This window comes from Arthrobacter sp. fls2-241-R2A-172 (assembly GCF_030208885.1).
Lineage (GTDB): Bacteria > Actinomycetota > Actinomycetes > Actinomycetales > Micrococcaceae > Arthrobacter.
Genome location: NZ_JARVTB010000004.1, coordinates 381,508 through 407,192 on the forward strand (window position 1 = coordinate 381,508; position 25,685 = coordinate 407,192).

Annotated in this window: 22 protein-coding genes and 1 tRNA gene; 15 read left to right on the forward strand and 8 right to left on the reverse strand. The window is 62.4% G+C overall.

The window, feature by feature from the left end:
- Positions 1–69: 69 nt before the first annotated feature.
- The 5 genes from QRM57_RS09920 to QRM57_RS09940 all read right to left on the reverse strand — a co-directional run bounded on the left by QRM57_RS09920 (position 70) and on the right by QRM57_RS09940 (position 4,227).
- Entirely contained in the window at positions 70–819 is a 750-nt protein-coding gene (locus tag QRM57_RS09920) for a GNAT family N-acetyltransferase (protein ID WP_284986467.1), read from the reverse strand.
- Positions 820–836: 17 nt separating this feature from the next.
- A complete protein-coding gene (locus tag QRM57_RS09925) occupies positions 837–1,862 on the reverse strand; it encodes a 6-phosphofructokinase (protein ID WP_018776708.1) in 1,026 nt (341 codons plus the stop codon).
- 189 nt (positions 1,863–2,051) lie between these two features.
- Complete coding sequence (locus QRM57_RS09930) at positions 2,052–2,300, reverse strand: PspC domain-containing protein (protein WP_235517143.1); 249 nt, start codon at positions 2,298–2,300, stop codon at positions 2,052–2,054.
- Positions 2,301–2,348: 48 nt separating this feature from the next.
- Entirely contained in the window at positions 2,349–2,723 is a 375-nt protein-coding gene (locus tag QRM57_RS09935; protein WP_284986468.1) for a hypothetical protein, read from the reverse strand.
- 1 nt (position 2,724) lies between these two features.
- On the reverse strand, positions 2,725–4,227 hold the full coding sequence (locus QRM57_RS09940; RefSeq protein ID WP_284986469.1) for a PspC domain-containing protein: 1,503 nt from the start codon (positions 4,225–4,227) through the stop codon (positions 2,725–2,727).
- Positions 4,228–4,352: 125 nt separating this feature from the next.
- Between QRM57_RS09940 and QRM57_RS09945 the strand changes: the two genes are divergently transcribed.
- Together QRM57_RS09945 and QRM57_RS09950 are read left to right on the forward strand one after the other, a co-directional pair.
- Positions 4,353–5,849: an ATP-binding protein gene (locus tag QRM57_RS09945; RefSeq protein WP_284986470.1), complete on the forward strand. Its 1,497-nt coding sequence runs from the start codon at positions 4,353–4,355 to the stop codon at positions 5,847–5,849.
- Positions 5,846–6,520: a LuxR C-terminal-related transcriptional regulator gene (locus tag QRM57_RS09950; RefSeq protein ID WP_257370563.1), complete on the forward strand. Its 675-nt coding sequence runs from the start codon at positions 5,846–5,848 to the stop codon at positions 6,518–6,520. The genes QRM57_RS09945 and QRM57_RS09950 overlap by 4 nt, the downstream gene beginning before the upstream one ends.
- 149 nt (positions 6,521–6,669) lie before the next feature.
- Here the strand turns inward: QRM57_RS09950 and QRM57_RS09955 are convergent, their stop codons facing one another.
- Complete coding sequence (locus tag QRM57_RS09955) at positions 6,670–7,899, reverse strand: pyridoxal phosphate-dependent aminotransferase (protein ID WP_284986471.1); 1,230 nt, start codon at positions 7,897–7,899, stop codon at positions 6,670–6,672.
- A 255-nt stretch (positions 7,900–8,154) separates the two neighbouring features.
- Here QRM57_RS09955 and QRM57_RS09960 point away from each other — a divergent pair.
- The 9 genes from QRM57_RS09960 (at position 8,155) to rplL (ending at position 14,670) form a co-directional block, all read left to right on the forward strand.
- Positions 8,155–8,227, forward strand: a tRNA-Trp gene (locus QRM57_RS09960).
- A gap of 80 nt (positions 8,228–8,307) precedes the next feature.
- Entirely contained in the window at positions 8,308–8,589 is a 282-nt protein-coding gene (gene secE, locus QRM57_RS09965; protein ID WP_235517137.1) for a preprotein translocase subunit SecE, read from the forward strand.
- Between the two features lie 103 nt (positions 8,590–8,692).
- Positions 8,693–9,547 (forward strand): transcription termination/antitermination protein NusG, encoded by an 855-nt coding sequence (nusG, locus tag QRM57_RS09970; protein WP_284986473.1) that lies wholly within the window; start codon positions 8,693–8,695, stop codon positions 9,545–9,547.
- A gap of 130 nt (positions 9,548–9,677) precedes the next feature.
- Positions 9,678–10,109 (forward strand): 50S ribosomal protein L11, encoded by a 432-nt coding sequence (rplK, locus tag QRM57_RS09975; protein WP_011775609.1) that lies wholly within the window; start codon positions 9,678–9,680, stop codon positions 10,107–10,109.
- Between the two features lie 131 nt (positions 10,110–10,240).
- The gene (rplA, locus tag QRM57_RS09980; protein WP_284986474.1) at positions 10,241–10,948 is read left to right on the forward strand and encodes a 50S ribosomal protein L1; all 708 of its coding nucleotides are present in this window, start codon (positions 10,241–10,243) and stop codon (positions 10,946–10,948) included.
- A 107-nt stretch (positions 10,949–11,055) separates the two neighbouring features.
- Positions 11,056–12,165 (forward strand): GNAT family N-acetyltransferase, encoded by a 1,110-nt coding sequence (locus QRM57_RS09985; RefSeq protein WP_284986475.1) that lies wholly within the window; start codon positions 11,056–11,058, stop codon positions 12,163–12,165.
- The gene (locus tag QRM57_RS09990; RefSeq protein WP_284986476.1) at positions 12,144–13,313 is read left to right on the forward strand and encodes a GNAT family N-acetyltransferase; all 1,170 of its coding nucleotides are present in this window, start codon (positions 12,144–12,146) and stop codon (positions 13,311–13,313) included. Before QRM57_RS09985 ends, QRM57_RS09990 begins: the two co-directional genes overlap by 22 nt.
- A gap of 300 nt (positions 13,314–13,613) precedes the next feature.
- A complete protein-coding gene (gene rplJ, locus QRM57_RS09995; RefSeq protein ID WP_235517132.1) occupies positions 13,614–14,216 on the forward strand; it encodes a 50S ribosomal protein L10 in 603 nt (200 codons plus the stop codon).
- A gap of 76 nt (positions 14,217–14,292) precedes the next feature.
- Complete coding sequence (gene rplL, locus QRM57_RS10000) at positions 14,293–14,670, forward strand: 50S ribosomal protein L7/L12 (RefSeq protein WP_011775604.1); 378 nt, start codon at positions 14,293–14,295, stop codon at positions 14,668–14,670.
- 134 nt (positions 14,671–14,804) lie between these two features.
- On the opposite strand, the gene QRM57_RS10005 is transcribed toward rplL, so the two are convergent.
- Entirely contained in the window at positions 14,805–15,287 is a 483-nt protein-coding gene (locus QRM57_RS10005; protein WP_235517131.1) for an aminoacyl-tRNA deacylase, read from the reverse strand.
- 11 nt (positions 15,288–15,298) lie between these two features.
- Positions 15,299–16,498: an acetyl-CoA C-acetyltransferase gene (locus tag QRM57_RS10010; RefSeq protein WP_235517130.1), complete on the reverse strand. Its 1,200-nt coding sequence runs from the start codon at positions 16,496–16,498 to the stop codon at positions 15,299–15,301.
- Between the two features lie 407 nt (positions 16,499–16,905).
- Between QRM57_RS10010 and rpoB the strand changes: the two genes are divergently transcribed.
- The 4 genes from rpoB (at position 16,906) to rpsG (ending at position 25,673) form a co-directional block, all read left to right on the forward strand.
- Positions 16,906–20,412, forward strand: a complete 3,507-nt coding sequence (gene rpoB / locus QRM57_RS10015) for a DNA-directed RNA polymerase subunit beta (protein ID WP_235517129.1) — start codon at positions 16,906–16,908, stop codon at positions 20,410–20,412.
- Positions 20,413–20,516: 104 nt separating this feature from the next.
- Complete coding sequence (locus QRM57_RS10020; protein WP_284986478.1) at positions 20,517–24,416, forward strand: DNA-directed RNA polymerase subunit beta'; 3,900 nt, start codon at positions 20,517–20,519, stop codon at positions 24,414–24,416.
- A gap of 410 nt (positions 24,417–24,826) precedes the next feature.
- A complete protein-coding gene (rpsL, locus tag QRM57_RS10025) occupies positions 24,827–25,201 on the forward strand; it encodes a 30S ribosomal protein S12 (RefSeq protein ID WP_009358312.1) in 375 nt (124 codons plus the stop codon).
- Between the two features lies 1 nt (position 25,202).
- A complete protein-coding gene (gene rpsG, locus QRM57_RS10030; protein ID WP_003803829.1) occupies positions 25,203–25,673 on the forward strand; it encodes a 30S ribosomal protein S7 in 471 nt (156 codons plus the stop codon).
- The last annotated feature ends 12 nt before the right edge of the window (positions 25,674–25,685 follow it).

Genomic DNA, 25,685 nt, shown 5'->3' on the forward strand with positions numbered 1-25,685 from the left:
TTCTTGTGCAGCTGACGTGCTCATTGGCGCTTCTTTGGGCCGTCAGCTGTACAAAACTTCCGCGAGGAGTCAGCCGAGCCGAACGCTTGCGTGGAGACCGCCCGTGGCGAGGCCAAGGTGGCGGGCCATCGCAAGTGCTCCGGTGTTGCTGACGTCGGACTTCCATTGGAGCGTAAGGCCAGCTGCGAGGGCTTCGTGGGCGGCGATGGAAGCAGCCAGTGTTCCCAGGCCGCGCCGGCGCCATGGCGGAGCAACCAGCACACCCATGTCGGCCAGTATCCCCTCCCACTCGGAGTAGGCTCCGCAGGCCACAGGCGTGGATTGCTCATCTGCCGGATTCATGATGGTGAACCGGTGTTCAAGGCCTTGGAGCCCCACTTCGTTCACGTCATCCGGAGGGCACAGCCCTTCCAGGAGGATGGCTTCGGGGTTGCCCGGCGAAACCATGAGGTCGTCAGAGGGCTGTTGGAGCGGCAGATCGTCGGCGAAGAACAAAGCCGACGATCCCAGTCCGTGCCCCCCATGTGAACGGGTGAGGGTCAACAGCGTCACATGCTGTGCGAGGTCCGTGTCCGGGATCCCTGCTGCCGCGTCCAGTGCCCATTGCGGTCCCACCAGGGCTGACACCCCGAACAACCGCAGAAACACAACGTCCCGGGCGGACTCGTCCACACGGGTGATTCTGTGGGCAGGTTCTCCCGGGGCAGCCCCGGTAGAGGCGAGCCTGGCAGCGGCGGTGGCGAAAGCGTCGTCGTCGAGCCCTAAATGGCGAGCCCACGCCAGCTGGATAATTGCAGCGGACGTGGGCTCTAATGTCATGGATTCAGCCTAGCGGACTAGCCGAACAGGACTGACGCTTCGTCGTAGCGGTGCTGGGGCACAGTCTTGAGCTTGCCCAGGGCTTCCTCGAAACCGACGTGCGAGATGTCCGTTCCCTTGAGGGCGACCATGGTGCCCCAGCGGCCTTCAACCACGGAATCGATGGCGGCCATGCCAAGGCGGGTCGCCAGGACACGGTCGTAGGCGGTGGGGACGCCGCCGCGTTGGATGTGGCCCAGGATAGTGGCACGTGTCTCGATGCCCGTGCGGGCCTCAATCTCGGGGGCGAGCTGATCGGCGATGCCGCCAAGCCTCGGACGGCCGAAGGTGTCCAGGCCGCGTTCGGAGTGCGGGGATTCCATGTGGTCAGGTACGAATCCTTCGGCCACGACCACGAGCGGCGCACGGCCGCGGTCGTGGGCTTCCTGGACCCACTCGGTGATCTGTTCGATGCTCGCCTTCTGTTCCGGAATCAGGATGGCGTGCGCACCGGCCGCCATTCCAGCGTGCAGGGCGATCCAGCCGACGTGGCGGCCCATGACCTCGGCGATCATGCAGCGGTGGTGGGATTCACCGGTAGTGCGAAGCCGGTCGATGGCCTCAGTGGCAATCTGCACGGCTGTGTCGAAACCAAAGGTGTAGTCGGTAGCGTCGAGGTCGTTATCGACGGTCTTGGGGACGCCGACTATTTTCAGGCCGGCATCCGTGAGCCGCTTGGCAGCAGCCAGGGTTCCCTCGCCGCCGATCGCGATGATGGCGTCAATGCCCAGGCGCTCCATGTGCGCCTTGATGACGTCCGGGCCGCCGCCGTTTTCGAAAGGATTGGTCCGGGAGGTGCCCAGGATGGTTCCGCCTTGCTTGGCGATACCGCGGACCATGGTGCGCGGGATGTCGATGACATCACCTTCAACAACTCCACGCCAGCCGTCGCGGAAACCCACAAACTCCTGGCCGTGGATCGCGATGCCTTTGAGGACTGCGCCGCGGATCACTGCGTTGAGGCCGGGGCAGTCGCCGCCGCTGGTAAGAATGCCAATTTTCATGTTTGCTCACTCATGGCTTGGAGGAATACGTCAGAGCGCCACGCTGAGCTCCCCATGATTGTAGACGGGCATGTGGGGTGGGACACAAACGGTTACTTTTTAGCCTGGCCGTGCGGTATTGGAAACCTGCCTGAAAACAAGCAAAAGCGCCCTGCCGGCAGGCAAGGCGCTTCTCTGCGATTCAGGCTATTACCTGGAACGCTGGCTAATGAAGGATTCGAGGGCGATTTTGCCCTGCTGGTCCGGCAGGATGAGCCAAGCCAGGATGTAGACCACGAATGCTGGCCCTGGGAGCAAGCAGAAGAGCAGGAACGCGACGCGGACGTACGCCACGTCCACGTTGAGCTTGGCTGCGATCCCTCCGCAGACGCCGCCCAGCCAACGCTGTGGCCCACGCTTCAGGCCGAAACCCCTGACGATGCTGAAGAACTTGTCCATGGCTACACACTTCCTTGTTGTGGATGCTTTGTCACGTGCACGGCCAAGTCACCGTGCCGAACTCTTTGATTTAGCTGAACCCTTACGGGCGGACAAAAGGCCGCCGACTATCAGTGCCGCACCGGCTCCAATCATGAGGCCGATCAGCACATAGGTGCCGTTCAGTGCCACCCAGCCAAGAGTGGAAACGACGATCAGGGCGGCCAAGGCGATGACGATCAAACCCCACACCATTGTTCCGATCCTGGCCTGGCGAGGCTCATCGTCGTCCTTGGGCTCCACCCGGTACGTGGGTTCCAGCGGGGGCGTCAAGGGAATCTGCTGGAGCTGCGGCTTGGGAAGGGCCTGCGTGGGACGGGTTTCCTTGGGCAGGGCCTCGGTCGGTTGTGCGTCGCGTGCCTCGCCTGGCTCGTTGGTACCCATGTCAGTTTCCTTCCTGGATGGTCACGTTGCTGAACGTGCCGTCAATTTTCACCACAAGGTTGGCTCCGGGCTTGTCCGTGTTGTAGACGGTGGTGTCGTCCTGGAGGCGGCCGCCGCGGTCAGAGCCGCGTTCGTTGAGGTTTCCGAAGGTCATGTCCGCCTTGACCTCCACGGGCACGTTGTCCGGGATAACAACGGTCACGTTGCTGGCGGTGGCGTCCACGGGGACCACCACTTCAGAGATCAGGGGCGCAGCCAGGGTCATATCGCTCAAGTCCAAGCGGCCTTGGGCTCCGGTGACATTGATGCCCTGGCGCGCCTGCTCCAGGCTGGTGGGTGCCCAGTTCACGTCGTGGAAGCTGAAGCGGTCGCCGTTCCTGGGAACCACGTTGAAGATTCCGCCGATGATGAGTGCCACGATTGCCAGGAATCCCAGGAACCCCGATGTCCGTCCACGGAGACCTGCCACCAGGATGCCGATGCCTAGGACCGCAGCCCCCGTGGCCCAGACCACGGCGTTTGCGGAGTTGCCCAGCTCAATGACGTTACCGGCGTCGAGCGCCTTCAACGTTCCGCCGGCCAGCAGTGCGGCACCGGCAGAGACTGCGACGATCGCGGGACCCGGTCCCTTACGCTTCGGGGCAGCTGGTTTCTGCTGCCATCCCTGTGGAGGAGTAGGTCCGGACGGCGGAACAGGGCCGGACGGTGGAACAGGTCCGGACGGCGGAACAGGGCCGGATGGTGGAACAGGGCCGGAACCGTAGTTGCCGGACGGACTCGGACGCCCGCGGTGCGTGGTGCCGGCTTGGGCCGGGCCGTAAACAGGAACGCCGGTGTTGGTGCCCGTCGCCGTCGCGGCGCTGTAAGTGGTGGGCGTGCCGTAGGCGGGCGAACTGCCCGGAGCCGTTGCGTAGTTTTGCTGCCCTACGGGCGGAGTCCCCTTCGACGCCTTATTGCGTTGGACCAGGAAGTAGATCAGGTAGAAGACGCCGCCCACCCAGAAGAGGGTCCAGAACAGGCCGGGCAGTCCATCCCATCCCCAGCCCCAGAAACCGCGCCCCAGGCCCGGCAGGCCGATGATGGTAGTGATCAGCGCGCCCGTCATGCCACCGGACCAGCGGCCCGCTGCAGCTTCCTGTACGTGGATCCGGCCATCGGGTTCCGGCAGGAGTGCCCAGGCAACGCCATAGAGGAGCACGCCCACGCCCGCAAAGAGCGCCAGGACAATGAAGATGCCCCTCACGATCAGGGGGTCGATGCCGAACCTGTGGGCTACGCCGCTCGCGACGCCGCCGATCCACCGGTCCGGACCGCGGCGGATGCCCTGGCTGCGGATCCAGTCGAAGAAGTTCTGCTGGGCAGGGGACGTGTCCCCGCTGGTGGGAGCGCCCTTTCCGCCCTCGGGACCCGTGCCCGCAGGAGCACCGGTGTAGGCACTGGAGCCGGACGGGCCGGCATTGCCAGGCGTTCCGGGTTCCTCTGGGTTCATGCTGTTCGCGTTCATACTTCGATCCTGCCGTTCCGCGCCCCGTGCCCTCTACTGGGGGATACCCTGAATGATCCCTGAGAGACCCCCGAACCACGCTGGTTCCCGGTCCGGGGCACCCTGATCCGTGCTTGGATTGGTACATGACAACCGCTGTACAACGCCCCGCGCTGGTTCGCAGCAGCGACCGCATGATCGCGGGCGTCTGCAGTGGATTGGCCGACCACCTGGGCTGGCCCGTCAAATACATACGGCTCGGCATGATTTTGGCTTGCTTCGCCGGTGGAGCGGGCGTGGCCTTTTACGCGTGGCTGTGGACCATGGTTCCCACCGCGGATGAGAACGCCAAGCGCAACGCCCGCCGACCGGCGTCGCCCATTGCCCCGGCGGTGAGCCTGCCGCCCGTGCCGGCACCCGGCGTCGGCCCCGCCACAGCAGCGTACAACGCCGGAGGGTCGGCGACCGTGCCCGGTGACCGTTCTGCGGGTGGCACGGCTGCTGCCGGACCAACGGCCGGGCCAGCGGCCGGAGGTACCGCCAGCCCGGAGGGAGCACCGTATGGCTTCGGCGCTGCCTCCGCTGAAGACCGGTGGGGCGGGACAGCGCTGGCATCGTGGTTCTCCTTCCGTCGGATCCAGTACGGCAAGGAAATCCTGTTGGGCGCCGCCTTGCTGCTGGTGGCGGCCATCCTGATCGCGCGCCAGTTCGGCGTGGACGTCCCCTTGGGGACGCTGATCCCGGCTGCGGCCATCCTGGGTGGTGCGGCGATCGCCTGGATGCAGTTGGATGAGACCCGCAGGGCAGGCCTGGTGGACAAGACGAAAGCCGACCAAGCCGGTGGCTGGGTTCGATTGGCAGCAGGCCTGGCGCTGGTGGTGGCCGGCGTCCTGGTGATGGTGTCCGGTTCGGGTTCGTGGGAGCAAACGTGGCTGGCGCTCCTGGCATCCGTGGCTGTTTTGGGTGGGGTGGCCTTGGTGCTCCTGCCATGGGGCCTGAAGTTTTGGAAGGACCTGGAAACCGAACGGGCCGGGCGGGTACGCGAGACGGAGCGGGCCGAGATCGCGGCGCATCTGCACGACTCCGTCCTCCAGACTTTGGCCCTGATCCAACGCCGGGCCGGTTCCGAACAGGACGTGGTGCGCCTGGCAAGGGCGCAGGAACGCGAACTCCGTGCCTGGCTCTTCAGCGACGCCGCCAAGGAATCCGGGCTCCTCGCTGACCGCATAAAATCCGTGGCGGCCGAGGTGGAAGATTCCCACGGCCAAGCAGTCGAGGTGGTAACAGTGGGGGATACCGCCATGACGGACCGGCATGAAGCCCTGGTCCAGGCTGCCAGGGAAGCGATGCTCAACGCTTCGAGGCATGGTGGAGGAACGGTCTCTGTGTACATGGAAAGTACGGCAGGCAGCACGGAGATCTTCATTAAGGATCGCGGCCCCGGCTTCGATCCCGATGCTGTCCCCGAAGACAGGTTGGGTGTCAAAGAATCGATCATCGGCCGCATGAAGCGGCACGGCGGTACAGCGGTAATCACCAGCAGCAGTGCAGGCACGGAAGTCCGCTTGGTGCTCCCTTTGGCAACCGTGGAAGCCGGGGAACAACGGACCAGTGATGCTCGGAATGGAGAATCGAAGCAATGAATACCAACCCTGACAGTGGCGCGGGACGCAGGGTGCGGGTGGTGATCGTGGATGACCACACCATCTTCCGCTCCGGGCTCAAAGCCGACCTCGATGAACGCATGGACGTGGTGGGCGAGGCCGGCACCGTGGAACAAGCCATCGCCGTGATAGCGGAGAAGCGCCCGGAGGTGGTGCTGCTTGACGTCCACCTTCCGGGCGGCCTGGGTGGGGGCGGCCGGGAAGTCATCGCCGGTTCAAACGCGCTGCTTGGTACCACCAGCTTCCTGGCCCTCAGCGTCTCCGACGCAGCCGAGGACGTGGTTTCCGTGATCCGCGCCGGCGCGCGAGGCTACGTTACCAAGACCATTTCCGGCAAGGAGATTTCCGACGCCGTGATCCGGGTGGCCGATGGTGACGCCGTCTTCTCGCCACGGCTGGCGGGCTTCGTGCTCGATGCCTTTGGGACGGCTCCGGCGGACATCGCGGACGATGAACTGGACAAGCTCTCTGCCCGGGAACTGGAAGTCATGAGGCTTATCGCGCGCGGATACAGTTACAAGGAAGTGGCCAAGGAACTCTTCATTTCCATCAAGACTGTTGAAACGCATGTGTCCGCGGTCTTGAGGAAGCTGCAGCTCTCCAGCCGGCATGAGCTCACCAAGTGGGCGGCCGAGCGCCGCCTCCTCTGACGCTCTCTCACGTCCCGCCCCCTTGGGCCGAACGCTCAATCACCTCCCGCCCCCTTAACCGCGAACGCTCAATCACGTCCCGCCCGCTTAAAAGCGAACGCTCTTCCACCCGCCGGGGTTGGAAGAGCGTTCGCCGTCAGGACGGACCGTTATTTGGCCTTGCCCAGGAATTCCTGGATGCGGCGGACGCCCTCGGCGAGGTCTTCGTCTCCGAGTGCGTAGGACAGGCGGACGTAGCCGGAGGGGCCGAAGGCTTCGCCCGGAACGATCGCAACTTCAACTTCGTCGAGGATGAGCGCCGCCAGTTCAGCGGAGGTTTCCGGACGGACGGGGCCGTTGGACGTTTCGAATTCCTTACCCAGCAGGCCCCGCACGTCAGCGTAGACGTAGAAGGCGCCTGTCGGCGTCGGGCATTCAACGCCTTCAATGGCGTTCAGTCCGGCGACTATCGCCTTGCGGCGGCGGTCGAAGGCCACCTTCATTTCGTCGACGGCGGTCAGCGGGCCCGTGAGGGCAGCGGCGGCCGCGACCTGCATGATGTTCGAAACGTTCGACGTCGCGTGCGACTGAAGGTTGGTTGCGGCCTTGATGACATCTGCCGGGCCGATCATCCAACCGACGCGCCAGCCGGTCATGGCATAGGTCTTGGCGACACCGTTGAGGATGACTACCTTGTCACCGAGCTCCGGGGCGGCAGTGGCGATCGAGGTGAACTCAACGCCGTCGTACGTGAGGTGCTCGTAGATTTCGTCGGTGACCACCCACAGGCCCTTGGCCGCAGCCCACTTGCCGATCTCCGCAACCTGCTCCGGGCTGTAGACAGCACCGGTGGGGTTGGACGGAGAAACGAACAGCAAAATCTTGGTCTTGTCCGTGAGCGCCGCTTCCAGCTGCTCAACCGTCACCAGGTAGCCCTGCTCGGGGCCGGCGAAAACTTCCACAGGCACGCCGCCTGCGAGGCGGATGGCTTCGGGGTAGGTGGTCCAGAACGGGGTGGGGATCATGACTTCGTCGCCCGGGTCAACCAAGGTTGCGAAGGTGTTGTACACGGCCTGCTTGCCACCATTGGTGACCAGGACCTGGGAAGGATCAACCTTGTAGCCGGAGTCCCGCAGGGTCTTGTCGGCAATGGCTTTCTTCAGCTCGGGAAGACCTCCTGCGGGGGAGTAGCGGTGGTACTTCGGCTGGCTGGCCGCTTCGATGGCTGCCTGGACAATGTAGTCCGGCGTAGGAAAGTCGGGTTCGCCCGCGCCGAACCCGATCACGGGACGTCCTGCGGCCTTCAATGCCTTGGCCTTGGCATCAACGGCAAGGGTGGCGGATTCGGCAATGGCGGAGATTCGCTGTGAAATGCGGGCGGCAGTTGTTCCGGCTGACATCTAGGTACCGTTCTTCGCAGGCAGCTCATGGGCTGGATGATGGGATTCGACGTAAACTACCTTATGCTGTTCTGCGGAGCTCCCGGGCGCCTGCCGGAGTTTGTGACTGATGTTGCTGGTCACAGGCTTTATCCAGGATCCGGAGGTGCTTGAACAGGCCGGTTCGACTATCGCGAAATTCTTGCGTAGACTGGTTCACCGGTGTTGAAAAGCACCACAGGCTGAAGTGCGGCCTGAAACATGGATTCATTCCATAGGGTAGTGGCGCAATTGGTAGCGCAGCGGTCTCCAAAACCGCAGGTTGCAGGTTCGAGTCCTGTCTGCCCTGCGCAAGCTGTTCCGGCGGAAACGCCGGAACACGCGCAGCAACCATGGCTCTGATCAGAGTCGGGTCAACGACTTTGCAAGGTGAGTGAGGACCAGGTGACCGAAACAGCTGCCAGCAGCTCAAAGGGCCGTCCCGCCAAGAAAGCCGATCGCGGCTTCTTCGCCCGTATTGCACTCTTCGTCCGCCAGGTCATTGGTGAACTGAAGAAGGTTGTTGCCCCCACCCGCAAGGAACTGATCAACTACACGCTCGTGGTGCTGGTGTTCGTGGTCATCATGATGGTCATCGTCAGCCTGCTGGATATCGCCTTCGGGACCGGTGCCAGCTGGGTCTTCGGTGGGTCAGGCATCAAGGACCGCTAAGCGGATCTGTCCGCAAACTGTGTCAATTCCTCCGGATAGACAGGGTTTGCGGAATTGAGCCATTTAAATAGGCATGTTAGGCAATGAGGAAGCAGGAGACCAAGTGTCTGAGCAGGAGCTCGAGGTAAACGAGACTGAGCTGGAAGCAACTGACGACGCCGCAGCTGAAGCTGTGGAAGAGTCCGAGGTTGATTCCGCTGCGCCCGAATCTGCCGACGCCGACGATTCCGAAGACGCTTTCGAGGCTGACGTGGATGACGAGTCGGATGACGCATCCGCCGATGTCGAGGACGAAGACGACGCTGCGGAAGATTCCGACGGCGATGCCCTGGCTGCCGCTGCTGCTGCAGCACCCGTGGATCCCGCCGAGGAATTCAAGGGCAAGCTGCGCCGCCAGGAGGGTGACTGGTACGTCATCCACTCCTACGCCGGTTACGAGAACCGCGTGAAGGCCAACCTTGAGACCCGCATCCAGACCCTGGACATGGAAGATTACATCTTCGAAATCCAGGTGCCCATGGAAGAGGTCGTCGAGATCAAGAACGCGCAGCGCAAAGTCATTAACCGCGTGCGTATCCCCGGCTATGTCCTGGTCCGCATGGACCTGACGGACGCTTCCTGGGGCGCTGTCCGCCACACTCCCGGTGTCACCGGCTTCGTAGGCAACGCCCACAACCCGGTTCCGCTGCGCTTGGATGAGGTCTTCTCCATGCTCGCCCCGGTCTTCGAAGAAGAGCAGGCAGAGCAGGGCAAGCCGGTCAACAAGCAGAACCAGACTCCCGTGGCCGTCGACTTCGAGGTCGGCGAATCGGTCATCGTCAAGGAAGGCCCCTTCGAGACCCTCCCGGCCACGATTTCCGAGATCAAGCCCGAGTCCCAGACCCTGGTGGTGCTGGTCTCGATCTTCGAGCGCGAAACCCCGGTGACGCTCGCATTCAACCAGGTCACAAAGATCTAGCTGATTCACAAATTTCGCTCCAGCCCTGCCTGCTTAGCAGTTCGGGAGCGGCCGGCCGCCTTGCCATGGCGGCCACCAACCTGGGACGCGCTCCTGTGTCCCAGGAAGCTATTGAGAGAAGGACCCTACATTGGCTCCCAAGAAGAAGGTCACCGGCCTCATCAAGCTGCAGATCCAGGCAGGTGCCGCTAACCCGGCTCCGCCGATCGGTCCTGCGCTTGGCCAGCACGGTGTCAACATCATGGAATTCTGCAAGGCGTACAACGCTGCAACGGAATCCCAGCGCGGAAACGTTATCCCGGTTGAAATCACGGTTTACGAAGACCGTTCCTTCACCTTCATCACCAAGACCCCGCCGGCTGCAGAGCTCATCAAGAAGGCTGCAGGCGTTGCCAAGGGTTCGGCTACCCCGCACACCGTCAAGGTTGCCAAGCTGACCCAGGCACAGGTTGAAGAGATCGCTTCCACCAAGATGGAAGACCTCAACGCCAACGACATCAAGGCAGCTGCCCTGATCATCGCAGGCACCGCCCGTTCCATGGGCATCACGGTAGAGGGCTGATCCCAGCTTTCCCCCGCCGGGCAACCGGCATTTGAACATTGAAATGTCGTGAGGATCCTTGCCGGATCCCATGACTGTGGCAGGACCCAGCGCGGTCCGCAGACCACAACTGCACAAGGAGAAACAGCAGCATGGCAAAGCGCAGCAAAGCATATGAGGCAGCCGTAGCCAAGATCGAGGCTGGCAAGATCTACGCCCCGGTCGAAGCTATCAACCTCGCGAAGGACACCAACCCTTCCAAGTTCGACGCAACCGTTGAGGTAGCTTTCCGTTTGGGCGTTGACCCGCGTAAGGCCGACCAGATGGTTCGTGGCACCGTCAACCTGCCGCACGGCACCGGTAAGACCGCCCGCGTCCTCGTTTTCGCAACCGGTGACAAGGCTGAAGCAGCAATCGCTGCCGGCGCCGACTTCGTTGGTTCCGATGACCTGATCGAAAAGATCGCAGCCGGCTGGACCGACTTCGACGCCGCAGTGGCAACCCCTGACCTCATGGGCAAGGTTGGCCGCCTCGGTAAGGTCCTCGGCCCGCGTAACCTCATGCCGAACCCGAAGACCGGTACGGTTACTCCGGACGTCACCAAGGCTGTCAACGACATCAAGGGCGGCAAGATCGACTTCCGCGTCGACAAGCACTCCAACCTTCACTTCATCATCGGCAAGGTGTCCTTCGACGCCAACAAGCTGGCCGAGAACTACGCAGCTGCACTGGAAGAGGTGCTTCGTCTGAAGCCGTCCGCTTCCAAGGGCCGCTACATCCAGAAGGCTACTGTTGCCACCACGTTCGGTCCGGGCATCACCGTTGACCCGAACGTCACCAAGGTCCTCACCGAAGCGTAAGCTTCACGAGCCCTTGCTCTGAACATGAAGGACCGTCCGGCTTAGCCGGGCGGTCCTTTTGTTGTCCTGCCTGTTCCTTGCGGGCGGTGGGCCGTAGGCTGTGGTGCGTGTCGACGTCGAACATTTCAGCACGTGGGGAGCTGTCCGTAGAACGGATCGCCGTCCCCAAAAGTCCCGCGGCCAGTGGATCGGCCGACTTCAGCGCTTTTCAGCAGTTGGCGGAAGCCCACGAATTGGAGCTGTGGGGCAACCTGGACCGCTGCGCCACCTTTGCCGAGGCGGTGCTCTTCTGGCAGGGCAACAACTACGAAGAACGGCAGGTTTTCCTGGCCCGCCTGGACGGCACCGTTGTGGGTAGCGGAACACTGACACTGCCCTTGAGCGAGAACACGACGACGGCGGGCGTGGACGTTGTGGTCAGCGCGCCTTATCGGCGGCGTGGCTTTGGGTCGCTGATCCTCAAAGAATTGGAGGGCATTGCGAGGGGACGGGGACGCGTGTCCTTCGATGCGTATTGCGGTGCGCCCATTCAGCTTGTGGCACCTGGCACGGAAGTCCTGGAGTCGAAATCGGGTGCAGGTTGCGTGCCCTTGAACGCTGCGCCAACCCGGTTCGCCCTGCACCACGGCTACTCGTTGGAACAGGTCGAAACGAGCAGCCTGCTGCCCTTCCCGGCGCCGGAAGCACTGCTCCGGAAGTGCGAAGCGGAAGTGGCGCCCAAAGCATTGGGCTACAGCCTCGTAACATGGCGGGGGAGCTGCCCGGAGGACCTGGTGGACACCTTTTCCAGGCTCAAGGGCTTGATGAGCACAGAGGTCCCCCTTGCCGGCTTGGGCTGGGAGGGTGAGGAGTGGGATGCTGCGCGGGTGCGCCAGGACGAAGTCACATGGCAGGCAAGTGGCGGGGACTCGCTGACGGCGGCGGCCCGGCACGATGCCACTGGTGAACTGGCAGCCTATACGGTTCTGACTTACCGTGACGCGAGGCCTGCCGTGATCTACCAGGAGGACACCTTAGTGGCTCCGGGACACCGGGGTCATGGCTTGGGAATGGTGATAAAGATCGCCAATCTGCGCAGCGCCAAGGACTCCTGGCCGGGCGCCACATCGGTGTTGACATGGAACGCCAATGAAAACCGGCATATGCTGGCCATAAATATCGCCCTGGGATTCAAGCCCTCCGGCTTTGAAGGCGAATGGCAGAAACGGCTGGGATGACTGTAGACGAGGCGAAGACCGTTCACATCGAGCAGCTGTGGGTGCCTGACACCCTGGACAGCCCTGATGCCAATGATTTCCTGGCCGCCGTGGAAGTTGGGCGAAGGGTCCGGATGGAGACATGGGGGAGTGACGACCTCGCCTACACCCCCTTGGAGAAGCTGCTCGAGTTTTCCGATCCGTACGAACGCCAAATCATCCTGGTGGCCAAGGTGGACGGCGACATCGTGGGCACCGTGGATATCGCCTTGCCCCTGGCGGACAACATGGACCTGGCCGAGTTCACCCTGGACATCCTTCCTGAGTTCCAGAGCCGCGGCGTAGGACGCCAGTTGTTGGAAGCGGCCGAGGAGCTGGCGCGGGCCGAAGGCCGCACCATGGTCCTGGTGGACACCAACCACCCGGCCACATCCCTGACGGAGATTCCCGAGGACCAGCTGATCCCCGGCAGTGGTGCGGGCTTCGTTCCGGTCAGCAGCCGTGAGGTGGATTTCGCGAAACGGGCCGGCTACACGCTGCAGCACATCGAGCAGTTCAGTTCCTGCATTCTGCCGCTCGATTCCAAACTGGCGGCCACCCTCCAGTTGGAAGCCGACGAGGCCAATGGCGGCCGCTACGCGTTGCATCACTGGACAGACCGGTGCCCGGAGCCATGGCTGGAGGCCGTGGCCGCCTTGGAGAACGCGGCCGGGGAGGTGGTCCGCGACGACGAGGACAGCGAAGCCCCCGGTGTTGAACCCACGGGCATGGTGTTCGATCCCGTCGTCCTGCGGGAGACCGAGGACGCAGCATTGGCGCAGGGCCGGCGAACGGTGGTGACCGCCGTCGAGCACCTGGAGAGCGGACGCATCGTGGGCCTGACCACCATCAGCGTCCTGGCACACCGCCAGGATGTGGTGTTCCAGGACGACACACTGGTCCTGCAGGAACACCGGGGCAACAAGCTGGGCCTGCTGATCAAGGTGGCCAACATGGAAAGGCTCAGCGAGCAGTTCCCTGATGCCCGGGTGATCTACACATGGAATGCGCCCGAGAACCGCTACCTCCTCACAGTGAATAAGCAGCTTGGATTCGCGACGGCGGGTGTCACGGGTTTGTGGCAGAAGGAACTTCCGGGGCGGGCATCCGGAGCAACGACGTCCGACTAGGCAGCCCCCGATTTGGTTTGCTGCACAGTCTCCCGTAATCTTGAAATACCAAAGACCGTCGGTTGATGGGAATCCACTCTTTCGAGCCCAGCTCAATTCTGCAGCTGCGCCCCTGAGGCACAAGTGAATTCCTTGACGAAGGACCCTGAACATAGGGCGGCCGGCGCAGGTGAACGAAGCAAGTCTCCATGGATCAAACCATGTTGAGCCAAGCCCCGTGCATCTGCGCGGGGCGTTTTTAGTTTTAGCTCTCGTGAGCGGGGACCCGGAAGACCGGCTTTTATCCCCGGAAGGAGGGTTATGACAACGCCTAGCAAGGTCTCCGCAGTTGCAGAGATCACCAACGATTTCAAGGAATCGAACGCGGCTGTCCTGACCGAATACCGCGGGCTCACTGTTGCACAGCTCAAGGAACTGCGTGTTGCACTCGGCCAGGACACCAAGTTCTCGGTCGTCAAGAACACCCTGAGCGCCATTGCAGCCAAGGAAGCTGGAGTTGAAGCATTCAACGATCAGCTTGCCGGCCCCACTGCAATCGCCTTCATCAAGGGTGACGCTGTTGCTGCTGCAAAGAGCCTGACGGACTTTGCCAAGGCCAACAAGCAGCTGGTCATCAAGACCGGCGTCTTCGAAGGCAAGGCATTGGACGCAGCAGGAGTTGCCGCACTGGCAGCCCTCGAGTCCCGCGAACTGCAGCTTGCCCGCGTTGCTGGTGTCCTCAAGGCTCCCGCATCCGCTGCTGCACGCATCATCGACGCTCTGCGCCTCAAGCTTGAAGAAGAGGGCGGCGCATCTGCACCGGCCGCTGAAGAAGCCCCGGCCGCCGAAGAGGCTGCAACAGAGGAAGCTCCGGCTGCTGAAGAAGCACCGGCCGCTGCCGAAGCTGCAACCGAAGAGAACTAAGTTCTCCCCTCAATCAAACTCTGGTGCTTGGACCGGTTTAGCCCGGATCCGCACCAACTAATGGAAGGACGCCACCATGGCGAAGCTCAGCAACGAAGAGCTCATTGAAGCTTTCAAGGAACTGACCATCATCGAGCTCTCCGAGTTCGTCAAGCTCTTCGAAGAGACCTTCGAAGTTACGGCTGCTGCTGTTGCAGTTGCTGGCCCCGCTGCCGGCGGTGCTGCTGAAGCTGCTGAAGAGAAGACCGAATTCGACGTCGTTCTCGAAGCTGCTGGCGACAAGAAGATCGCAGTGATCAAGGAAGTTCGCGCCATCACCTCCCTCGGCCTCAAGGAAGCCAAGGACTTGGTTGACAGCGCACCGAAGGCTGTTCTCGAAGGCGCCACCAAGGAAGCTGCCGAGAAGGCAAAGGCTCAGCTCGAAGAAGCTGGCGCAACGGTTACCCTCAAGTAACTCGTTTTGCTTGTGGAAGCCCCGCCCGTTCCGTCAAAGGAGCCGGGCGGGGCTTCCTGCTTTAAGCAGCAACGCGGGGTCACTTACGGCCCATCCCCAGGGGATTTACCGGCCGTAAGTTACCCCGCGTTGACCTAGGAAGGTTCGCTGATGTCCGCCACGGTCGCCCCGAGCGCCGCAGTGAGCGAGTCGGCGTCCACGAAAGCGCTGCGGCCATGCGCGCCTGCGCCCATGGAGATCCGACGCCCCGTGATGGTGGCGTCCGCGTACACTGGCCACGCGGTGGTACTGCCCAAGGGCGTAATGGTTCCGCGTTCGTAGCCGGTGGCAGCCAAAGCGATGTCGGCGTGGGGGAGCGAGAGCTTGTTGACGCCCACCAATGCGCGCAGCTTCGGCCAGGAAATCTGGCGATCCCCAGGAATGAGCGCGAACAGGAAGCTCCCATCGCGGTGTTTGACCACCAGCGACTTCACGATGTCCGCGGGGCTGATGCCCAGGATGCCGGCCGCCTCCTCAAGGCTGCGGGCGGCGGGACGTTCGACGACGTCGACGTCCAGTCCGCGGGCGGCGGCATCCTTCAGGAAGCGCTCGGCTCCGTCCATCACGTTTTCAGACATGCTGTCTCCCATCAGTCGCGGTACAGGAGCAAGGCCTCGCCCTGGCCGCCGCCACCGCACAGGGAAACGGCGGCTTTGCCCGTCCCCCGGCGCTTGAGTTCGTGGGCTGCGTGGAGGGCCAACCGGGCACCGGAGGCGCCGATGGGATGCCCAAGTGCGATGGCACCGCCGTGGATGTTGCACTTTTCCAGGGGGTAGCGGAGGTCCTTCAGGGACTGGACAGCCACTGAACCGAACGCTTCATTGATCTCGATGAAGTCCAGGTCCTCTGCCGTCCACCCCGCCCGCTTCAGCGCCTGGGCGATCGCGTTGGACGGCTGGGAGTGCAGGGAATTGTCAGGTCCGGCCACCTGGCCCGGCTTACCGACCACGGCCAGGTACTCCAAACCGTTGTCCTCGGCGAAGCGGCGACTTGCCAGCACCAGTGCGGAGGCGCCGTCGGACAGGGGAGAGGAATTGCCGGCTGTGATGGTGCCGTCCGTGGCGAAGGCGGCCTTGAGGGGTGCCAACGTTTCCACGGTGGTGTTGGGCCGCACTCCTTCGTCCGTGGTGAGGACCACCGGATCGCCCTTGCGCTGCTTCACGCTGACCGGAGCGATTTCGACGTCGAACGTCCCGTCTGCGATGGCCGCGGCGGCCCGCTGGTGTGAAGCGGCCGCGACCTCGTCCTGGGAGGTGCGGTCAATGCCGAGCGTGACGTTCTTGGTTTCGGTGGAAAGACCCATTGACTGGCCATCGAAGGCATCCGTGAGGCCGTCGTGGGCGGCGACGTCCAGGGCCTGGATGGCTCCGTAGGTCCATCCCTGCCGGGAGCCCGGCAGGAGGTGGGGAGCGCGGCTCATGGATTCCTGGCCACCGGCAACCACCACTGTCGCGTCCCCGCTACGGATCATGCGCGCAGCATCTATCACTGCGGTCAAACCGGAGAGGCACACCTTGTTGATGGTGACGGCCGGGATGTTCCACCCGATACCTGCGGCGATGGCGCTCTGGCGGGCCGGATTCTGTCCGGCGCCGGCCTGCAGTACCTGACCCATAATGACGGCGTCCACCTGTTCGGCTTTCGCGCCGCTGGCTGCCAGGGCGGCTGTTATGGCGTGCGCACCAAGGTCGACGGCGGTGAATCCCGCCAGTTGCCCGTTGAGCCGACCCTGTGGGGTTCGGGAAGCGGCAAGAATGACAACATCATTGTCGTCAGCGGAGTTGGTCATGGTCTCTCTTCCGATCCGGGAGTGGTGTAGCAAGGCTATCGCGGGCGAGCGTGAACCTACTCCCTTCAACGAAGGTGCCTATCAAGGCATTCCTTGCGCCTCATGCATGGGCATGTAGGTGCCTTCAGCAACGGTGCTTGCAATCCCGGACGATCTGGGGTAGACAGGAAGGCTGCTTTCCCGTATTGTAGATATTTGCGTCTTCCCTGTTAACCTTCAGCCTTCATATAGCGGTGGGCTTTACCTCTCAGCTGCGTCATTGACGTGCCGTTCCTCAACGTGCACGGCCTTGGGCAGGCTGGGTCCGGGTCATATAGCGGAACCGGAACAAGTATCCTGCGGAGCACTCCGCGGAATGCAAACGGGGGAGATCTGAAAACGCCTGAAGGTCTGTGGAAGGATCCCTCTTGGTCGCCTCGAGCACCTCTAATAACGAAACCGCTAACACGGCAAGCACCGATGGTGCCACCCGCCGCCTCTCATTCGCAAAGATTCACGAACCCCTTGATGTTCCGAATCTTCTCGCCCTGCAGACTGACAGCTTTGACTGGCTGGTCGGAAACGAACGCTGGCAGGCGCGGGTTGCGAAGGCTGTCGAGGAGGGCGACCTCAGCGTCGCCACCACCTCCGGACTTGCCGACATCTTCGAAGAGATCTCCCCTATCGAGGACTTCCAGGGCACCATGTCCCTGAGCTTCTCCGAGCCGGAGTTCGCTGACCCGAAGTACACCATGGCCGAATGTAAAGACCGTGACGCCACCTACTCGGCCCCGCTGTACGTCAAGGCCGAGTTCATGAACAACAACACGGGCGAAATCAAGCAGCAGACCGTGTTCATGGGCGACTTCCCCCTCATGACTGAGAAGGGAACGTTCGTCGTCAACGGCACCGAGCGTGTCGTCGTCTCCCAGCTGGTCCGTTCGCCGGGCGCCTACTTTGAGCGCACCGCAGACAAGACCAGTGACAAGGACATCTTCACCGCGAAGATCATCCCGTCCCGTGGCGCATGGTTCGAACTCGAAATCGACAAGCGCGACCAGGTCGGCGTTCGCCTTGACCGTAAGCGCAAGCAGTCGGTCACCGTTCTCCTGAAGGCACTCGGCTGGACCGAAGGCCAGATCCTGGAAGAGTTCGGCCAGTACGACTCCATGCGTGCAACGCTGGAGAAGGACGCCACCGAAACCCGCGAAGACGCCCTTTTGGACATCTACCGCAAGCTGCGTCCGGGCGAGCCGCCCACAGTCGAGGCTGCCCAGTCCCTGCTGGACAACCTGTACTTCAACGCCAAGCGCTACGATCTGGCCAAGGTTGGCCGTTACAAGATCAACCGCAAGCTCGGCATCGACCGCTCCCTTGGCGACAAGGAAGCTTCGGTCCTGCACGTTGAAGACATCGTTGCCATGATCAAGTTCCTCGTTGCGCTCCACGCCGGCGAGAAGACCCTCATGGGCAAGCGCGATGGCCAGGACCACGAGCTCCGCGTCGACATCGACGACATCGACCACTTCGGCAACCGTCGCATCCGCGCCGTTGGCGAACTGATCGAGAACCAGGTCCGCACCGGTCTGTCCCGTATGGAACGCGTTGTTCGCGAACGCATGACCACGCAGGACGTCGAGGCAATCACGCCGCAGACGCTGATCAACATCCGTCCCGTTGTTGCAGCCATCAAGGAGTTCTTCGGAACCTCCCAGCTGTCGCAGTTCATGGACCAGAACAACCCGCTCTCGGGTCTGACCCACAAGCGCCGCCTGTCGGCACTTGGCCCGGGTGGTCTGTCCCGCGACCGTGCAGGCATGGAAGTCCGAGACGTTCACCCGTCCCACTACGGACGTATGTGCCCCATCGAAACTCCTGAAGGCCCGAACATTGGTCTGATCGGTTCGTTGGCTTCCTACGGCCGCATCAACCCGTTCGGCTTCATCGAGACGCCGTACCGCCTGGTGTCCAACGGAGTTGTCTCCGATGAGGTCCAGTACCTCACGGCCGACGACGAAGCAGAGGTCCTGATTGCACAGGCCAACGCCCCGCTGGATGCTGACAAGAAGTTCTCCGAAGAGACCGTCCTTGTCCGTGCCCGTGGTGGTGGAGGCGAGCCCGTCCTGGTTCCCGCAGGCGAGGTCCAGTTCATGGACGTTTCCCCGCGCCAGATGGTGTCCGTGGCAACGGCCCTTATTCCGTTCCTTGAGCATGACGATGCAAACCGCGCACTCATGGGTGCCAACATGCAGCGCCAGGCTGTGCCGCTGGTCCGTTCCGAGGCTCCTTTCGTGGGTACCGGCATGGAACGTGCAGCAGCCGTCGACGCCGGTGACGTTGTCATCGCGAAGAAGGCAGGTGTGGTTACCGAGGTTTCCGCCGAGCTCGTTGTGATGATCAACGACGACGGCACCGAAACCAACTACCGCATCAACAAGTTCGCCCGTTCCAACCAGGGCAACTGCTACAACCACCGCGTCCTGGTCAACGAAGGCCAGCGCCTGGAAGTTGGCGGCATTATCGCTGACGGTCCCGCAACGGACCAGGGTGAGCTTGCCCTTGGTAAGAACCTGCTCGTGGCATTCATGTCATGGGAAGGCCACAACTTCGAGGATGCCATCATCCTGTCCCAGCGCATCGTCGCTGAGGATGTTCTTTCCTCCATCCACATCGAGGAGCACGAAATTGATGCCCGCGACACCAAGCTTGGTGCCGAGGAAATCACCCGTGACATCCCCAACGTGTCCGAGGAAGTCCTGGCAGGCCTGGACGAGCGCGGCATCATCCACATCGGTGCCGAGGTTGAAGCAGGCGACATCCTGGTAGGCAAGGTCACCCCCAAGGGTGAAACCGAGCTGACCCCGGAAGAGCGCCTGCTGCGTGCCATCTTCGGTGAGAAGTCCCGCGAAGTCCGTGACACCTCGCTGAAGGTGCCCCACGGCGAGTCCGGTACGGTCATCGGCGTGCGCGTCTTCGACCGCGACAACGACGACGAACTGCCCCCGGGCGTGAACCAGTTGGTCCGCGTCTACGTTGCAGCCAAGCGTAAGATCACCGACGGCGACAAGCTCGCCGGCCGTCACGGCAACAAGGGTGTTATCTCCAAGATCCTGCCGATCGAGGACATGCCCTTCCTTGCAGACGGTACCCCGGTGGACATCGTCCTGAACCCGCTTGGTGTTCCGGGTCGTATGAACGTTGGCCAGGTCCTGGAAACCCACCTCGGTTGGGTTGCCAAGACCGGTTGGAAGATCGAAGGCGAGCCGGAGTGGGTCAAGAACCTGCCCAACCTGCCCCGTGAAACCGGCCAGACCACCGTTGCCACCCCGGTGTTCGATGGCGCCCGTGAAGAAGAAATCACTGGCCTGCTTGACTCCACCAACGTGACCCGCGACGGCGACCGCCTGATCGATTCCTCCGGCAAGACCCGTCTGTTCGACGGCCGCTCCGGCGAGCCGTTCCCGGACCCGATCTCCGTCGGTTACATGTACATCCTGAAGCTCCACCACCTGGTGGACGACAAGATCCACGCGCGCTCCACCGGCCCGTACTCCATGATCACGCAGCAGCCGCTGGGTGGCAAGGCACAGTTCGGTGGCCAGCGCTTCGGTGAAATGGAAGTGTGGGCGCTCGAAGCTTACGGTGCCGCCTACACGCTTCAGGAACTCCTCACGATCAAGTCGGATGACATCCATGGTCGTGTGAAGGTCTACGAAGCCATCGTCAAGGGCGAGAACATCCCTGAGCCTGGCGTTCCCGAGTCCTTCAAGGTCTTGATCAAGGAAATGCAGTCGTTGTGCCTGAACGTGGAAGTTCTTTCCACGGACGGAACCACGATCGAAATGCGTGACTCTGATGACGCAGTCTTCACGGCTGCGGAAGAACTGGGCATCGATCTGTCTCGTGCAGAGCCCAGTTCCGTAGAAGAGGTTTAGCAGCGGTTCCGGCGGGCGGTGATCAACCGCTGTCCGCCGGAACAGCTCCCTCTTCCCGTAACCAAGACTTCAGAATTTAGAGAACAAGAGAGAACAGGGACCATATGTCCAGCGAATCCTCCTTCGGCCTCATGCAGATCGGCCTCGCCACCGCGGAAGACATCCGCGGATGGTCTTACGGTGAGGTCAAGAAGCCGGAAACCATCAACTACCGCACGCTCAAGCCTGAGAAGGACGGCCTTTTCTGCGAGAAGATCTTCGGACCGTCCCGCGACTGGGAGTGCTACTGCGGTAAGTACAAGCGCGTGCGCTTCAAGGGCATCATCTGCGAGCGTTGTGGTGTGGAAGTTACCCGCGCCAAGGTACGCCGTGAGCGCATGGGCCACATCGAACTGGCCGCGCCTGTAACCCACATCTGGTACTTCAAGGGCGTTCCCTCGCGCTTGGGCTACCTTTTGGACCTGGCACCGAAGGACCTTGAGAAGGTCATCTACTTCGCTGCCTACATGATCACCAGCGTTGACACTGAAAGCCGTCACGCCGAACTGCCGAACCTCCAGGTCGAGCACGACCTCGAGAAGAAGCAGATGATCGACAACCGCGACAGCGACATCGCCACGATCGCCCGCGACCTTGAGGACGAGCTTGCCCGTCTTGAAGGCGAAGGCGCCAAGGCTGCCGACAAGAAGAAGGCCCGCGACTCTGCCGACCGCCAGATGGCGAACGTCCGCAAGCGTGCCGACGCCGACATCGAGCGCCTTGAGCAGGTCTGGGACCGCTTCAAGAACCTGAAGGTCGCTGACCTCGAAGGTGACGAGGGCCTGTACCGCGAACTCCGCGACCGTTACGGTCTGTACTTCGAGGGCTCCATGGGCGCCGAGGCTATCAAGAAGCGCCTTGAGACCTTCGACATGCAGGCTGAAGCTGAGTCACTGCGCGACACCATCCAGAACGGCAAGGGCCAGCGCAAGACGCGTGCCCTGAAGCGCCTGAAGGTTGTCAACGCGTTCCTGACCACCAACAACAGCCCGCTCGGCATGGTTCTCGACGCCGTCCCGGTGATCCCGCCGGAACTGCGCCCCATGGTCCAGTTGGACGGTGGCCGCTTCGCGACCTCCGACCTCAACGACCTCTACCGTCGTGTGATCAACCGCAACAACCGACTCAAGCGCTTGCTTGACCTGGGTGCTCCGGAGATCATCGTCAACAACGAGAAGCGCATGCTTCAAGAAGCTGTTGACAGCCTCTTCGACAACGGCCGTCGTGGCCGTCCGGTCACGGGTCCGGGCAACCGTCCGCTGAAGTCCCTGAGCGACATGCTCAAGGGCAAGCAGGGTCGTTTCCGCCAGAACCTCCTCGGCAAGCGTGTTGACTACTCCGGCCGTTCGGTCATCGTCGTCGGCCCGCAGCTGAAGCTGCACCAGTGTGGTCTGCCCAAGCAGATGGCCCTGGAGCTCTTCAAGCCGTTCGTGATGAAGCGCCTGGTTGACCTCAACCACGCCCAGAACATCAAGTCGGCAAAGCGCATGGTCGAGCGTTACCGTCCGCAGGTTTGGGACGTGCTGGAAGAGATCATCACCGAACACCCGGTGCTGCTCAACCGTGCACCTACCCTGCACCGCCTCGGCATCCAGGCCTTCGAACCGCAGCTTGTGGAAGGCAAGGCAATCCAGCTTCACCCGCTGGTTTGTGGCGCCTTCAACGCAGACTTCGACGGCGACCAGATGGCAGTACACCTGCCGCTGAGCCCCGAAGCCCAGGCCGAAGCACGCATCCTGATGCTGTCCTCGAACAACATCCTGAAGCCGTCTGACGGTCGTCCGGTGACCCTGCCTTCGCAGGATATGATCATCGGCCTTTACCACCTGACCACCAAGCGCGTCGGTTCCGCCGGCGAGGGCCGCATCTTCTCCTCGGTTTCTGAAGCGATCATGGCGTACGACGCCCGTGACCTGCACCTGAACTCCCAGGTCAAGATCCGTCTTGACGACTTCGTGCCGTACGCAGGCTGGGAAGCTCCGGAAGGTTGGGAGCCCGGTCAGCCGGCTCTCGTCGAAACCTCCCTGGGCCAGGTCATCTTCAACCAGACGCTGCCCGAGGATTACCCGTGGGTTGAGGCTGTTGCCGACAAGGGCGAACTGTCCCGGATCGTCAACGACCTCGCTGAGCGCTACCCGAAGGTTGTTACGGCGGCAACGCTGGACAACCTGAAGGACGCCGGCTTCTACTGGGCCACCCGTTCGGGTGTCACGGTTGCCATCTCCGACATCGAGGTACCGACTTCGAAGCCTGCCATCCTGGCCGGTTACGAGGCCATGGCTGCCAAGATCCAGGGCCAGTACGACAAGGGCCTGATCGACGACGACGAGCGTCGCCAGGAACTGATCGAGATCTGGAACAAGGCAACCAACGAGATCGCCCAGGCGATGCGCGACAGCCTGTCCCCGATGAACACCATCAACCGCATGGTGTCCTCCGGTGCACGTGGTAACTGGATGCAGGTCCGCCAGATCGCGGGTATCCGTGGTCTTGTGGCCAACCCTAAGGGTGAGATTATTCCTCGCCCGATCAAGTCCTCCTACCGGGAGGGCCTGTCGGTTCTGGAATACTTCATCGCCACGCACGGTGCCCGTAAGGGTCTGGCCGATACCGCTCTCCGTACCGCCAACTCGGGCTACCTGACCCGTCGTCTGGTGGACGTTTCGCAGGACGTCATTGTCCGCGAAGAGGACTGCGGTACCGAGCGCGGTCTGGTCACCCCGATCGCCGTGCCGGACGCCAATGGTGAACTCGTCATGGACGAGAACGTCGAGAACAGCGCCTACGCACGTACGCTGGCTGTCGACGTCGTCGATGCCCAGGGCAATGTCCTGGCTGCTGGCGGCACCGACTGCGGTGACGTTGTCATCGACCAGCTGCTTGCTGCAGGCATCACCGAGGTCAAGGTCCGCTCCGTACTCACCTGTGAGTCCAAGGTCGGTACCTGTGCACTTTGCTACGGCCGTTCGTTGGCTACGGGTAAGACCGTGGACATCGGCGAGGCCGTGGGCATCATCGCCGCACAGTCCATCGGTGAGCCGGGTACCCAGCTGACCATGCGTACGTTCCACACCGGTGGTGCTGTCTCCGCCGGTGGTGGCGACGACATCACCCAAGGTCTGCCCCGTATCCAGGAGCTCTTCGAAGCCCGTACTCCGAAGGGTGTCGCACCGATTGCTGAAGCAGCCGGCCGCATCACCATCGAAGAGTCCGAGCGCCAGATGCGACTGGTCATCACTCCGGACGATGGTTCCGAAGAGATTGCCTACCCGGTGCTGCGCCGTTCCCGCCTCCTCATCGAGGATGGCGAGCACGTCAGCGTCGGCCAGAAGCTGATCAACGGTCCGGTGGACCCGAAGCAGGTTCTGCGCATCATGGGTCCGCGTGCTGCACAGAAGTTCCTCGTGGACGAAGTACAGGGCGTTTACCGCAGCCAGGGCATTGGTATCCACGACAAGCACGTCGAGGTTATCGTCCGCCAGATGCTGCGCCGCGTGACTGTCATCGAGTCCGGCGACTCCGACTTGCTCCCCGGTGAGCTTGCAGAGCGCGCCCGCTTCGAGGACGAGAACCGCCGCGTCGTGTCCGAGGGCAAGGCACCGGCTTCCGGCCGTCCGGAACTCATGGGTATCACCAAGGCTTCCTTGGCTACCGAGTCCTGGCTGTCGGCTGCTTCCTTCCAGGAAACCACCCGCGTCCTGACGCAGGCGGCCATGGAAGGCAAGAGCGATCCTCTGCTCGGCCTCAAGGAAAACGTCATCATCGGTAAGCTCATCCCGGCTGGTACGGGTCTGCCCCGCTACACAGAGGTCACTGTGGAGCCGACGGAAGAAGCGAAGGCAAGCCTGTTCACGGGCCCCAGCGCTTTCACCGACTTCTCCTATGACGCCCTGGGCGGCGACGGTGCTCCCGAGTTCCACGCCATCCCGCTGGATGACTACGATCTCGGCAACGACTTCCGCTGACGCGTGAGTTGACGCCATAAGGTTGGGCCCCGCACTTTCGAGTGCGGGGCCCGACCCGTTAATGCGCCTTTTTCGTGGCAACCCGGGGGAGTGGAGGACGACGGCGGGTGCCGGCTTCCGCCGTCGTCCTCCATACACCCGATTAAGGCGCCAGATCAAGCCGTGCTAGACTTTTGGTAATTGTTCTGTGTGGCAGTGGATGAAGGCCGCCGCAGCATCATTTTGGTTTTGTTCTCATGGTGCTGGGTGGAGCCTGTTTCCGGGTTGCGGGCAACATGCGCAACGAATGCCGCACTTTTGCACGCCTACCGGAGTTTCGGCCGGCTGCACGAGCAACGCCAAAGTTCCCACGTTTACACCGGCTGGCGCCGTTGTGTGGGGGCAGAGATCAAACAACGGAGAACACGAAAGTGCCTACGATTAACCAGCTGGTCCGCAAGGGCCGCACGCCGAAGGTCTCCAAGACCAAGGCTCCCGCGCTGAAGGGCAGCCCGATGCGCCGCGGTGTTTGCACCCGCGTTTACACCACCACCCCCAAGAAGCCGAACTCGGCTCTTCGTAAGGTGGCACGTGTGCGCCTCAACGGTGGCGTTGAAGTTACCGCCTACATCCCCGGTGTTGGCCACAACCTCCAGGAGCACTCCATCGTGCTCGTCCGTGGTGGTCGTGTGAAGGACCTTCCGGGTGTCCGCTACAAGATCGTCCGTGGCGCACTCGACACCCAGGGTGTCAAGAACCGCAAGCAGGCCCGCAGCCGTTACGGCGCAAAGATGGAGAAGAAGTAATATGCCTCGCAAGGGTCCGGCCCCGAAGCGGCCGCTAGTTTCCGATCCCGTTTACGGCTCCCCGTTGGTCACGCAGCTGATCAACAAGGTTCTGGTTGACGGCAAGAAGTCCACCGCAGAGCGCATCGTTTACGGCGCACTCGAAGGTGCACGTGCCAAGTCCGGCGGCGACCCCGTTGCCGCCCTCAAGAAGGCCATGGACAACGTCAAGCCTTCCCTTGAGGTGCGTTCACGCCGTGTTGGTGGCGCCACCTACCAGGTTCCGGTTGAGGTCAAGCCGGGCCGCTCCACCGCCCTCGCTCTGCGTTGGCTCGTGGGCTACTCCAAGGCCCGCCGGGAGAAGACCATGACCGAGCGTCTCCAGAACGAAATCCTGGATGCGTCCAATGGTCTTGGTGCCGCTGTGAAGCGTCGCGAAGACACCCACAAGATGGCCGAGTCCAACAAGGCCTTCGCACACTACCGCTGGTAAAACTTCCCGGAC